The sequence below is a fragment of the Brevibacterium pigmentatum genome (assembly GCF_011617465.1).
Taxonomy (GTDB): Bacteria; Actinomycetota; Actinomycetes; order Actinomycetales; family Brevibacteriaceae; genus Brevibacterium; species Brevibacterium pigmentatum.
Genome location: NZ_CP050153.1, coordinates 1,975,496 through 1,988,017 on the forward strand (window position 1 = coordinate 1,975,496; position 12,522 = coordinate 1,988,017).

A 12,522-nucleotide genomic window follows, 5' to 3' on the forward strand; every position below is an offset into this window, starting at 1 on the left:
CCTTCCTCATCCGAGTGCGTCGAGTCCGGGCAGGGTCTTGCCTTCGAGGTATTCGAGGCTGGCGCCGCCTCCGGTGGAGATATGGCCGAAGGCGTCATCGGCGAAGCCGAGGCTGCGCACGGCGGCCGCGGAATCGCCGCCGCCGACGACGGTCAGCCGCTGTCCTTCTTCGGTGCCTTCTACGGTCAGTGCTTGGGCTACGGCCTTGGTGCCTGCGGCGAAGGCCGGGAATTCGAAGACCCCCATCGGTCCGTTCCAGAACACGGTGGTCGAGCCGGCGATGATCTCGGCATAGGCGCCGGCCGATTCGGGTCCGATGTCGAGGCCGAGGCCGTTGGCTCCTGCGGGGGTGTCTTCGAGTTCGGCAACGGGCCGGACCCAATTCTCAGCATCAGCGGCGAAGGAGGCGGCCATGACGATGTCCGTGGGCAGGACGATGCGAGCCCCACCGGCTTCGGCACGTTCGAGGTAGCCCGTGACGTCGTCGATGCGGTCCTTCTCGACCAGGCTCGATCCGATGTCGTGTCCGAGGGCGGCGAGGAAGGTGAAGACCATTCCTCCGCCGATGAGCAGATTGTCGGCACGGTCGATGAGGTTGTCGATGACGCCGAGTTTGTCCGAGACCTTCGATCCGCCGAGGACGACGGTGAAAGGTCGGGCCGGGTCATTGAGCAGCCTGTCGCTGACTTCGACTTCCGCACGCACCAGCGAACCGGCATAGTGCGGGAGGAGTGCGGCGATGTCATAGACCGAGGCCTGCTTGCGGTGGACGACGCCGAAGCCGTCGGAGACGAAGTCGTCGGCCAGCGCGGCCAATTGTGAGGCGAATTCCTGACGCTGTGCATCGTCCTTCGACGTCTCGCCGGCATTGAAGCGCAGGTTCTCCAGCAGCAGCACGTCGCCGTCGGACAGGGCTGCGGCCTTCGTCTGCGCATCGTCACCGACGGTGTCGGCGGCGAAGGCGACCGGACGGCCGATGGCGTCGGCGAGTTCGGGGACGATCGGGGCCAGTGAGAACTGCGGATCCGGTTCTCCCTTGGGCCGACCCAGATGCGACATCACGATGACCTTGGCGCCCGCCTCGGCGAGGGACCGGATGGTACCGGCCGAAGCCAGGATGCGGCCGCGGTCCGTGATAATGCCGTCGTCCATCGGCACGTTGAGATCGCTGCGGACGAGCACCGTGTGGCCGGCGAAGATGCCCGCATCGTCGAATGTTCTCATGAGTCCCTTTCGCTGAGAATATAGCTGACCATGTCCTTGAGTCGGTTCGTGTAGCCCCACTCGTTGTCGTACCAGGCCACGACCTTGATCTGGTCTCCGAGCACCATCGTGAGCTTGGAATCGATGATCGCCGAGGCGGTGGTGCCGACGATGTCGCTGGAGACGAGTTCGTCGGTGGAGAAGTCGAGGTAGGGCGATTCGTCCGCTGCGGAGGCGAGGATCGCGTTGACCTCGTCGCGGTCGGCGCTCTTGGACGTGGTGAAGGTGAAGTCGATGATCGATCCGGCCGGAACGGGCACGCGAACGGCCAGTCCGTCGAGCTTGCCCTCGAGGTGGGGCATGACGCGACCGACCGTCCGTGCGGCCCCGGTCGTCGTGGGCACGATGTTGACGGCGGCGGCGCGGGCGCGACGCAGATCTCGGTGGGGTCCGTCGACGAGCATCTGGTCGCCGGTGTATGCGTGGACGGTGTTGAGCAGTCCGGATTCGACGCCGAGGGCATCGTCGAGTGCCTTGACGACGGTGGCCATGCAGTTCGTCGTGCACGAGGCGTTCGAGACGACGGAATGTGCGGACGGGTCGAAGGTGTCTTCGTTCACGCCCATGACGAGCGTCGCGTCAACGTCCTTTCCGGGCGCGGAGAGCACGAGGGTCTGCACGGTGCCGCCGAGGTGGGCCTCGGCCTGGTCCTGGCGGGTGAAGCGTCCGGTGGATTCGACGACGAGTTCGACATTGTGAGAACTCCAGTCGATGGCCGACGGGTCGGCCTGGCTGGTCACGGCGATCTCTCGTCCGTCGACGATGATCGCCTCGTCGGCGGCCTCGACGTCATGGTCGAAGCGCGGCCACACGGAGTCGTGGGTGAGCAGATGGGCCAGGGTCGTCGTATCGGTGAGATCGTTGACGGCCACGACCTCGAAATCGGTATCGGGTTCGAGGGACAGACGGAACAGGGCACGGCCGATGCGGCCGAAGCCGTTGATGGCGATTCGTCTCATGCCTCGATCTTAGCGATCCTCGAGCATTTCCGGGGTGAGACTGGCTTCGGTGCCGGGAATTCCCAGTTCTTCCGCATGCTTGTCCGCCGTGGACAGCAGCCTGCGGATCCGGCCGGCCACGGCGTCCTTCGTCATCGGCGGGTCGGCGAGCTGGCCGAGCTCTTCGAGGGAGGCCTGCTTGTGGGTCACGCGCAGCTGACCGGCGTAGCGGAGGTGTTCGGGGACCTCGTCGCCGAGGATCTCCAGTGCCCGTTCGACGCGCGCGCCGGCGGCCACAGCGGCACGGGCCGAACGGCGCAGGTTCGCATCGTCGAAGTTCGCCAGGCGGTTCGCCGTCGCGCGGACTTCCCGACGCATCCGCCGTTCCTCCCACACCAGCACGGCACTGTGGGAGCCCATACGGGTGAGCAGCGCGGCGATATCGTCGCCGTCGCGGATGACGACACGGTCGACTCCGCGGACTTCGCGGGCCTTCGCGCTCAGTCCCAGACGGCGGGCGGCGCCGACGAGGGCAAGAGCCGCCTCGGGGCCGGGGCAGGTGACTTCGAGAGCCGAGGAGCGTCCCGGTTCGGTCAGGGATCCGTGGGCGAGGAAGGCTCCGCGCCACGCGGCTTCGGCATCGGCGACGGAGCCGTTGACGATGGCCGAGGGCAGTCCGCGGACGGGGCGACCGCGGTTGTCGACGAGTCCGGTCTGACGGGCCAGGGCTCCCCCGTCACGAGTGACACGCAGCAGGTAGCGGTTGGAGCGGCGGATCCCGGCGGCGTTGATGACGACGATATCGGCATGCTGGCCGTAGAGGTCCTTGATCTCCGCGCGCAGTCGTTTGGCGGCCTGGGCGGTGTCGAGTTCGGCTTCGAGAACGATCGAGCCGTTGACGAGGTGCAGTGCGGAGGAGAAGCGGAAGATCGAGGACACCTCGGCCTTGCGGGCGGAGGTGCGTGTGATCTTCACCCGCGCCAATTCGTCCTTGACCTGAGCGGTCAGTGCCATAGCTCGTCCTCCTGCACCTGAATTGCTACCACTGCTCGGCGACGCCGATCCCGGCGTCCAACAACATGTCACGGTAGCATGCCGCCAACTTGAGGCTGTCATGCTGTCCCTGCCTCCGTGAGCGCAGGGGACGTGTCCAGAGTTTCGCCCCGAACATGTCTTCGGCCCGCTGCGGCAGGTCGGGTTCGAGTTCGGTAGCCGCCTCGTCGACGAGGACGTAGTCCAAGGTCAGTGACCGGGCATGGCGGTGCAGGGAGGCGAGGTGTTCGCCGAGGCTCAGATCCTTCGTCTCACCGTCGGTGGAGCTGAGGTTGAGCGTGAGGGATTTCACCGCCTTCGAGGCCACGATCGCCTCCGCCAGAGAGGGCACGAGCAGATGCGGCATCACCGAGGTGTACCAGGAGCCGGGGCCGAGGTTGAGGACATCGGCTTCCTCCACGGCTTCGATCGTCTCGTAGCGGGCCGGTGGGGCCGCCGGGTCGAGGCGCACGGTTTCGACGTGGCCGATCGTCGAAGCGAGCACTGACTGACCGCGCACCACTTGGAAGGAGCCGGGGAACTTCACATCGGCTTCGATCGTCAGCGGCACCGAGGACATCGGCAGCACGCGACCGTGGGCGCGCAGCAGGCGGGCCATCCAGTCCAGTCCGGCCACATGGTCGCCGTGGATCTGCCAGAGTGCGGCGATGAGCAGGTTTCCCACCGCATGGCCGTGCAGCTCCCCGGCGGATTCGAAGCGGTGTTGGATGACGTCACGCCAGGTCTGGCCCCATGTGCCGTCGTCGCAAAGCGCGGCCAGTGCCATCCGCAGGTCACCGGGAGGCAGTCCGCCCAGTTCGTCGCGCAGACGTCCGGAGGAGCCTCCGTCATCGGCGACGGTGACGACGGCGGTGAGGTCCTCGGTGAGCAGACGGAACGCTCTCAGCGCCGCGTAGAGTCCGTGGCCTCCGCCGAAGGAGACGATGCTGGGACCATCGTTCTGTGCGCCCGTGGTGATGACGGGCAGATCTTCGGTCTCCATGTCATTCTCTTCCCAGATCGCGGTGGCGCACGGTCACGGGAATGCCGGTCTGGGCCGACAGCAGCCGTCCGACGCGTTCGCTGATCGCCACGGAACGGTGTTTGCCGCCGGTGCAGCCGATGCCGACCATCGCGTAGCCCCGTCCCTCGTGCAGATACCCCTCGGCGACCGTGGACAGAGTCGCCGCATAGCGTTCGATGAACTCCTCGGCGCCGTTCTGCTCGAGGACGTAGTCCGCAACATCAGAGTCGAGTCCGTTGTGTCCGCGCAGGTGGGGAATCCAGTACGGGTTCGGCAGGAAGCGGACGTCGGCGATGTGGTCGGCGTCCTTCGGCAGTCCGTATTTGAAGCCGAAGCTCATCACCGTCAGACGCAGCGGTGGTGTGTCGTCATCGCTGAAGCGTTTGCGCACCTCTGCAGAGAGCTGGTGCACGTTGAGGTCGGAGGTGTCGACGATGATGTCGGCACGGTGTCTCAGCGACTCGAGTTCGACGCGTTCGGCTTCGATGCCCTCGAGCAGGGTCCCCTCCCCCTGCAGCGGGTGGGGTCGCCTGGTCGATTCGAAGCGTCGGACGAGGACTTCGTCGGAAGCGTCGAGGAAGACGATGCGCAGGGACAGGCCCTGATCGACGAAATCGCTGATCGTCTGCTGCAGCTCGGTGTACTTCGTCCGACCCTTGGCGTCGATGACGATCGCGATCTTCGGCAGCGCGCCGTCGGCACGGGCGACGAGCTCGACGAGCGGACGCATCATCTGCGGCGGCAGATTGTCGACGACGTACCAGTCCATATCTTCGAGCACATTGGCCACGGTGGTGCGGCCTGCTCCCGACATGCCGGCGACGAGCACAACCTCGATGGGGTGGTCGGATCCGTTCGATTCGGCCTGGGTGCTCACGCGTCCTCCTCTGCTCGTGCCCGTTCGGTCGGTGGGCACTGTGTCTCTCGGCACTACTCTAGGGCAGAATAGCCGAGCTCAGTCGGCCAGAGCCGCGACGATCTTCGCTGCGAGTGAGGGACCGATTCCCTTGACCTCGCAGATCTCCTCGGCGGTGGCCGCACGGACCTTCTTCACGGATCCGAAATGGCGCAGCAGAGCAGTGCGCTTCGACTCCCCGAGGCCCGCGATGTCGTCGAGCACCGAGCTCGTCATCGCCTTCGCGCGCTTGGACCGGTGATAGGTGATGGCGAAGCGATGAGCCTCATCACGCAGGCGCTGCATGAGGAAGAGCCCTTCGGAGTTGCGCGGGAGGATCACGGGGAACGGATCGTCGGGAACCCAGATCTCCTCGAGGCGTTTGGCCAGACCGACGACGGAGATGTCGACGATGCCGAGGTCGGTCAGTGCCCGCGTGGCGGCGGCGACCTGCGGGCCTGCACCGTCGACGACGAGGAGGCTGGGCCGGTAGCCGAAACGCTCATCGGGTTCCTCGGACGTCATCTGTTCGAGATAGCGACTGAAGCGACGGGAGACGACGTCGTACATCGAAGCCGTGTCATCGGCGGCGGCCTCACCGTGGATGGCGAAATGGCGGTAGTCGCGCTTCTTCGCCATTCCGTCCTCGAACACGACGAGGGAGGCGACGACGTTCGAACCCTGGGTGTGGGAGATGTCGATGCATTCGATGCGCAGCGGGGCTTCGGGCAGGTCGAGGTGTTCCTGGATCTCCTTGAGCGCCTGGCTGCGGGTCGTCAGATCGGAGGAGCGTTTGAGTTTGTGCTGGACGAGCGCTTCCTTCGCGTTCTTCCCCACGGTCTCGAGAGCCGCCTTCTTCTCGCCGCGTTCGGGCACGCGCACGGTCACGCGGGAGCCGCGCTGTTCGCTCAGCCAGGCTTCCAGGGACTCCAGGTCCGCCGGCAGGGTGTCGACGAGAATCTCCTTCGGAATGGCATCGGCGTCGAGTCCGGAATAGGCCTGCCGCAGGTAGTCGGTGGTCAGTTCCGCGGGAGTGTGATCATCGGAGCGTTCGATGATCCAGCCGCGCTGACCGCGGATGCGGCCCTGGCGGACATGGAAGACCTGGACGGAGGCCTCGAGCTCCTCGGTGACGAGGGCGAAGATATCGCAGTCGGCGCTGACCGACAGGACCACGGCGGATTTGTCGAGGACCTTCTGCAGGGCAGAGATCTCGTCGCGCAGACCGGCCGCGCGTTCGTAGTCGAGTTTGGCTGCGGCGCTGGCCATCTCCTTCTGCCGGTGGCTGATGAAGCGGCCGGTGTTGCCGGACATGAAGTCGGAGATGCTGCGGGCCAGGTCCTTGTGATCGTCCTTGCTGATCTGACCGACGCAGGGAGCCGCGCATTTGTCGATATAGCCGAGCAGGCAGGGCCGGCCGCTGCGTTCGGCCCGCCGGTAGACCCCCGCGGTGCAGGTGCGCATCGGGAAGGCCTTGAGCAGCAGGTCGAGGGTGTCCTTGATCGCCCACACCTGCGCGAAGGGACCGAAGTACTTCACGCCCTTGCGTCGCTTGCCCCGGGTGATGAAGGCGCGCGGCACCTCGTCGTTCATCGTGATCGCGAGGTACGGGTAGGACTTGTCGTCGCGGAACATGACGTTGAACCGCGGGTTGAACTCGTTGATCCACGTCCACTCGAGCTGCAGCGCTTCGACCTCGGTGTCGACGACGGTCCATTCCACCGAGTTCGCGGTGTGGACCATCGTCGAGGTGCGCGGATGCAGCTGCGCGGGGTTGGCGAAGTACGAGTTGAGTCGGTTGCGGAGGTTCTTCGCCTTTCCGACATAGATCACCCGTCGGTCGGGGTCACGGAATTTGTAGACCCCGGCCGATGTGGGGATCGCCCCGGTGGCCGGACGGTAGGTGGATGGTTCAGGCATTCGGATCAGGACTTGAGCATCGGTTTGAGGAACCGTCCGGTGTGCGATTCGGCCACCTCGGCGACCTCTTCGGGAGTGCCCTGGGCGATGATCTGCCCGCCTCCGCGACCGCCCTCGGGGCCGAGGTCGATGATGTGATCGGCGTTGCCGATGACGTCGAGGTTGTGTTCGATGACGATGACCGTGTTGCCCTTGTCGACGAGTCCCTGGAGGACCATGAGCAGCTTCGAGATGTCCTCGAAGTGCAGGCCGGTCGTCGGTTCGTCGAGCACGTAGACCGTGCGCCCGCGGGAGCGCTTCTGCAGTTCGGCGGCGAGCTTGACACGCTGGGCCTCGCCGCCGGAGAGAGTCGTGGCCGGCTGGCCGAGTCGGACGTAGCCGAGTCCGACCTCGACGAGGGTCTTGAGGTGCCGTGAGATCGCGGGGATCGCGGCGAAGAAGTCGTTGGCTTCCTCGATGGGCATGTCGAGGACTTCGGCGATGTTCTTGCCCTTGAACGTGACCTCCAGGGTCTCCCGGTTGTACCGGGCTCCCTGGCAGACCTCGCAGGGGACGTAGACGTCGGGCAGGAAGTTCATCTCGATCTTGATCGTGCCGTCGCCGCTGCAGTTCTCGCAGCGCCCGCCCTTGACGTTGAAGGAGAACCGTCCGGGCAGATACCCGCGGACCTTCGCCGATTCGGTTTCGGCGAACAGTCGGCGCACATGGTCGAAGACGCCGGTGTAGGTGGCGGGGTTCGACCGCGGGGTGCGGCCGATCGGCGACTGGTCGACGTGGACGACCTTGTCGAGGTTGTCCAGACCGGTCACGCGCTTGTGCCGTCCGGGGACCCGGGAGGCGCCGTTGAGGACGTTGGCCATCTGCGTGTAGAGGATCTCGTTGACCAGAGTCGATTTGCCCGAACCGGAGACGCCGGTGACGGCGGTGAGCACGCCGAGGGGGAAGGACACCGTGACATCGCGGAGGTTGTTCTCCACGGCCTTCTCGACAGTGACCATTCGGTCCTTGTCAACGGGGCGGCGGGTCGGCGGAATCTGGATGGCACGGCGGCCGGAGAGATAGTCGCCGGTGACCGATCCTGCGGCCTCCTTGAGACCGGGCACGGGGCCGGAGTAGACGACCTCTCCCCCGTGTTCGCCGGCGCCGGGGCCGATGTCGACGATCCAGTCGGCGGATTCGATGGTGTCCTCATCGTGTTCGACGACGATGAGGGTGTTCCCGAGATCCTTGAGCTTGTTGAGCGTTTCGATGAGTCGGCGGTTGTCGCGCTGGTGCAGGCCGATCGAGGGCTCGTCGAGGACGTAGAGGACGCCGACGAGACCGGAGCCGATCTGTGTGGCCAGGCGGATGCGCTGGGCCTCGCCGCCGGAGAGCGTCCCGGCGGCCCGGTTGAGGCTGAGGTAGTCGAGGCCGACGTCGAGGAGGAATCCGAGTCGGGCGTTGATCTCCTTCATCACCTGCGCAGCCACGGCGGCATCGCGGGTGCTCAGTTCGAGCGAGCCGAGGAAGTCGGCCGCTTCGTCGAGGGCGAGTTCGGAGACCTCGGCGATGGATTTCTCGCCGACCTTGACGGCGAGGATCTCCGGCTTGAGGCGCGTGCCCTGGCAGCTGGCGCACGGGATCTCACGCATATAGGACTCGTAGCGTTCCCGCGACCAGTCGGATTCGGTTTCCTCGTGCTTGCGCTGAATGTACTGGTAGACGCCTTCGAAGCCCGTCGAGTACGTGCGTTCACGACCGAAGCGGTTCTTGTACTTGACGTGGACTTTGTAGTCCTTGCCCGTGAGAATCGCGGTCTTCGCGGTCTTCGGCAGCTTCTTCCACGGCGTCTTCATATCGAAGCCGAGCTCGTCGCCGAGGCCCTTGAGCAGACGGTTGAAGTACTTCGAGACCTGTTTGCCGCCCGACCAGGGGGCGATGGCTCCGGAACCGAGGCTGAGGTCCTCGTCGGGGACGACGAGGTCTTCGTCAACCTGCAGACGAGTGCCGATGCCGTCGCAGGTGGGGCAGGCGCCGAAGGGCGAGTTGAAGGAGAACGAGCGGGGTTCGATCTCGTCGATCGCCAGCGGGTGCTCGTTCGGGCACGACATGTGCTCGGAGAAGGTGCGGGTCGTGCCCTCGTCGACGAGTTCGATGTCGATGCGGCCGTCGGCGAGCCCCAGCGCGGTCTCGACGGAGTCGGTCAGGCGCGGACGCAGTCCGGATTTCGCCACGAGGCGGTCGACGACCACGGAGATCGTGTGCTTGTACTGCTTCTCCAGGGTCGGCGGTTCGCTCAGGCTGATCTGCTCACCGTCGACGATGGCCCGGGAGAAGCCCTTGGACTGCAGATCGGTGAAGAGGTCGACGAATTCGCCCTTGCGGGAGCGGACCACGGGTGCGAGGACGAGGAACTTCGTGCGCTCCTCGAGTTCGAGGAGCTGATCGACGATCTGCTGCGGGGTCTGCTTCGTGATGACCTCGCCGCAGACGGGGCAGTGCGGGATGCCGATCCGCGCCCACAGCAGGCGGAGGAAGTCGTAGACCTCGGTGATCGTGCCGACGGTCGAACGCGGGTTGCGCGAGGTCGACTTCTGGTCGATCGACACCGCAGGAGACAGTCCTTCGATGAAGTCCACGTCGGGTTTGTCCATCTGTCCGAGGAACATCCGCGCATAGGAGGACAGGGACTCGACGTAGCGTCGCTGTCCCTCGGCGAAGATCGTGTCGAAGGCCAGCGAGGATTTGCCGGAACCGGACAAGCCGGTGAACACGACCATCGAGTCGCGCGGCAGCGCGATCTCGACGTTCTTGAGGTTGTGTGCGCGTGCGCCTTTCACCCACAGGGTGTCGAGATGGGAGACGCCTGTCACTTGCTCACCGTTATTGGTTTTCATCACCTGACCACTGTATTACTCGGCACTGACATTGCTGTATTCGCAGCGGTTTCCGGCTCATCTGCCGATCTCTCCGACGGAGAGGATGCGGAGAACGATATCGCCGGATTCGTCGCTGGCGGCCACGTCCACCTCGGCGTCGATGGCCCAGTCCCTGTTGTCGTCGGGATCGGCGAGGATCTGTCGGACGCTCCATGTGTGCGAACCGGGTGTGATGTCGATATATTCCCGTCCGCGGGCCTTCTGGTCGACATGCAGCTCCCCGTATTCGTCGTAGAAGTCCTCGATCGCGTCCTCCCAGGCCCGGGAGTCGAATCCCGATTCGGCGTCGAGGCGGCCGAGCTCGGTGTAGTTCGCGCGTTCGGCCAGCAGCACGCGGTGGAACAGGGCGTTGCGGATCTCTGCGGTGAAGACCTTCGTGTTCTCGGAGAACCGGCGATCGAGTGCCGGCAGATCATCGTCGTGTTCGGTGGGGTCGAGTCCCTGCAGGGTCCGCCATTCGTCGAGCAGCGACGAATCCGTCCGGGCGATGGTCTCCCCGAGCCATTCGATGATGGTCTCGAGTTCCTCGGTCCGGTTCTCTGCGGGGACGTTGTGGAGCAGTGCACGGTAGACGTCGGTGAGGTAGCGCAGCAGGCTGCCTTCGGCCCGGGCGAGGCTGTAGTAGCCGACGAACTGGGTGAAGCCCATCGCCTGCTCGATCATGTCGCGGACGACGGATTTGGGTTCGAAGCCGCCTCGGTGCAGCCAGGGATGGGTTTCGACGAAATGGTCGAAGGCCGGATCGAGCATCTCAGCCAGGGGTGCGGGGCTTTCGATCTCGTCGAGGATCGCCATGCGTTCGGCGTATTCGACGCCTTCGGCCTTGAGCTCGGCCAGGGTCTCCCCCTTGATCCTGTCGAGTTGGCCCTTCAGTATCTGGAACGGCACGGAGGTGGTCGCCTCGACGATGGACACGACGTCGAGGGCGTAGGTGTCGTCGTCTTCGTCGAGCAGCTCGAGTGCGGCGAGGACGAAGGGCGCCAGCGGCTGGTTGAGCGCGAACTGCGGGCCGAGGTCCTGGGTGGCGATGAGCTCGCTGCCCCGGACCTCGATGAGTCCGGCGTCGATGAGGGAGCGTCCGATGCTGATCGCGGTCAGTTTGAGGTCGAGTCGGCGTTCCCGGGTCTCATGCGTCTTCTCGATGAAGTCGCTGATGGTCGCGACATCGGAGCCGGGGCGGGCGACGAGGTTGAGGATCGTCGAATGGTCGATCTTCATCCGGGGCCGCAGGGTCTCGGACTCGCCTTCGATGAGTTTGGTGAAGGTCTCTTCGGACCAACCGACGAAGCCCACCGGGGCGGCTTTCTTCTTGACCTTCTTCTTTTTCTTCTTGTCATCGTTCGCAGCCTTGGCTTCGGCCTTGAGGTTGTCGATGACGTGTTCGGGGGCTTGGGCGATCACGTAGCCGCGGGTGTCGAATCCGGCGCGGCCGGCACGTCCGGCGAGCTGTTGGAATTCGCGGACGCTGAGTCTGCGCATTTTCCGTCCGTCGAACTTCGTCAGTCCGGTCAGGAGCACGGAGCGGATGGGCACGTTGATGCCCACGCCGAGGGTGTCCGTGCCGGAGATGACGAGGAGCAGGCCCTTGAGCGCAAGCTGTTCGATGAGTCGGCGGTACTTCGGCAGCATTCCGGCGTGATGGACGCCGACGCCGTGCAGAAGCAGTTTGCGCAGGCTCTGCCCGAATCCCTTGCCGAAGGTGAAGCCCTTGATGGCTGCGGCGATCGCAGCTTTCTGCTCCTTGGAGGCGAGGTCGACCGAAAGCAGGTTGGTGGCGAGGTCGATGGCTCCGTTCTGGGAGTAGGAGACGACGTAGACCGGGGCTTTGTCGTTGCGGACGAGTCCGCGCAGAGTGTCAGAGAGCGTCTCCGTCGAGTATTCGTAGTCGAGTGGGACGGGCCTGGTCGCGGAGGTGACCACGGAGGATCCGCGTCCGGTCGTCTCCGTCATGGTCGACCGGATGTCGGTCGTGTCGCCCAAAGTGGCGGACATGAGAACGAACTGGGTCTGCGGCATCTCGAGGAGGGGCACCTGCCAGGCCCAGCCCCGGGAGGGATCGGCGACATAGTGGAACTCGTCCATGACGACCATTCCGGCGTCGAGCATTCCGCCCTCACGCAGCGCCTGGTTGGCCAGGATCTCTGCCGTGGCGCAGATGACGGGAGCGTCGGGGTTGACCGTGGAGTCGCCGGTGATCATGCCGACGTTCTCGGCGCCGAAGGCGTTGATGAGGGAGAAGAACTTCTCGCTCACAAGGGCCTTGAGCGGGGCCGTGTAGTAGGACCGGATCCCCCGGGTGAAGGACTGGTAGAGCGCGAAGAGAGCGACAAGTGACTTCCCCGAACCGGTCGGGGTCGCCATGATCGTATTGTCGCCGGCGAGGATCGTGAGGAACGCCTCGTCCTGAGCCGGATACGGCTCCACTCCGATCGCTTGGCAGTATTCGCCGAAGGACTCATAGATCGTGTCGTCGTCCGCGAATTCCGCTGGGATCTCCTGCAATCTGGCCACGCTGATGCACAGACCTTTCCG

At 65.1% G+C, this 12,522-nt stretch carries 8 protein-coding genes; all 8 read right to left on the minus strand.

Features of this window, described 5'->3' with window-relative positions:
- Nucleotides 1–6: 6 nt before the first annotated feature.
- The 8 genes from GUY30_RS09040 to GUY30_RS09075 all read right to left on the minus strand — a co-directional run bounded on the left by GUY30_RS09040 (nt 7) and on the right by GUY30_RS09075 (nt 12,501).
- The gene (locus tag GUY30_RS09040; protein ID WP_167196454.1) at nt 7–1,224 is read right to left on the minus strand and encodes a phosphoglycerate kinase; all 1,218 of its coding nucleotides are present in this window, start codon (nt 1,222–1,224) and stop codon (nt 7–9) included.
- Complete coding sequence (gene gap / locus GUY30_RS09045) at nt 1,221–2,222, minus strand: type I glyceraldehyde-3-phosphate dehydrogenase (protein WP_167196457.1); 1,002 nt, start codon at nt 2,220–2,222, stop codon at nt 1,221–1,223. The genes GUY30_RS09040 and gap overlap by 4 nt, the downstream gene beginning before the upstream one ends.
- Nucleotides 2,223–2,231: 9 nt before the next feature.
- Nucleotides 2,232–3,215, minus strand: a complete 984-nt coding sequence (gene whiA / locus GUY30_RS09050) for a DNA-binding protein WhiA (RefSeq protein WP_039207494.1) — start codon at nt 3,213–3,215, stop codon at nt 2,232–2,234.
- Between the two features lie 25 nt (nt 3,216–3,240).
- Nucleotides 3,241–4,236 carry a gluconeogenesis factor YvcK family protein gene (locus tag GUY30_RS09055; protein ID WP_167196460.1) on the minus strand — a complete coding sequence of 332 codons (996 nt, stop codon included), beginning with the start codon at nt 4,234–4,236 and terminating at the stop codon, nt 3,241–3,243.
- 1 nt (nt 4,237) lies between these two features.
- Nucleotides 4,238–5,134 (minus strand): RNase adapter RapZ, encoded by an 897-nt coding sequence (rapZ, locus tag GUY30_RS09060; RefSeq protein WP_167196463.1) that lies wholly within the window; start codon nt 5,132–5,134, stop codon nt 4,238–4,240.
- A 78-nt stretch (nt 5,135–5,212) separates the two neighbouring features.
- A complete protein-coding gene (gene uvrC / locus GUY30_RS09065; RefSeq protein WP_167196466.1) occupies nt 5,213–7,072 on the minus strand; it encodes an excinuclease ABC subunit UvrC in 1,860 nt (619 codons plus the stop codon).
- 5 nt (nt 7,073–7,077) lie between these two features.
- On the minus strand, nt 7,078–9,948 hold the full coding sequence (gene uvrA / locus GUY30_RS09070; protein ID WP_167200856.1) for an excinuclease ABC subunit UvrA: 2,871 nt from the start codon (nt 9,946–9,948) through the stop codon (nt 7,078–7,080).
- 57 nt (nt 9,949–10,005) lie between these two features.
- On the minus strand, nt 10,006–12,501 hold the full coding sequence (locus GUY30_RS09075) for a DEAD/DEAH box helicase (RefSeq protein WP_167196469.1): 2,496 nt from the start codon (nt 12,499–12,501) through the stop codon (nt 10,006–10,008).
- Nucleotides 12,502–12,522 lie beyond the last annotated feature (21 nt).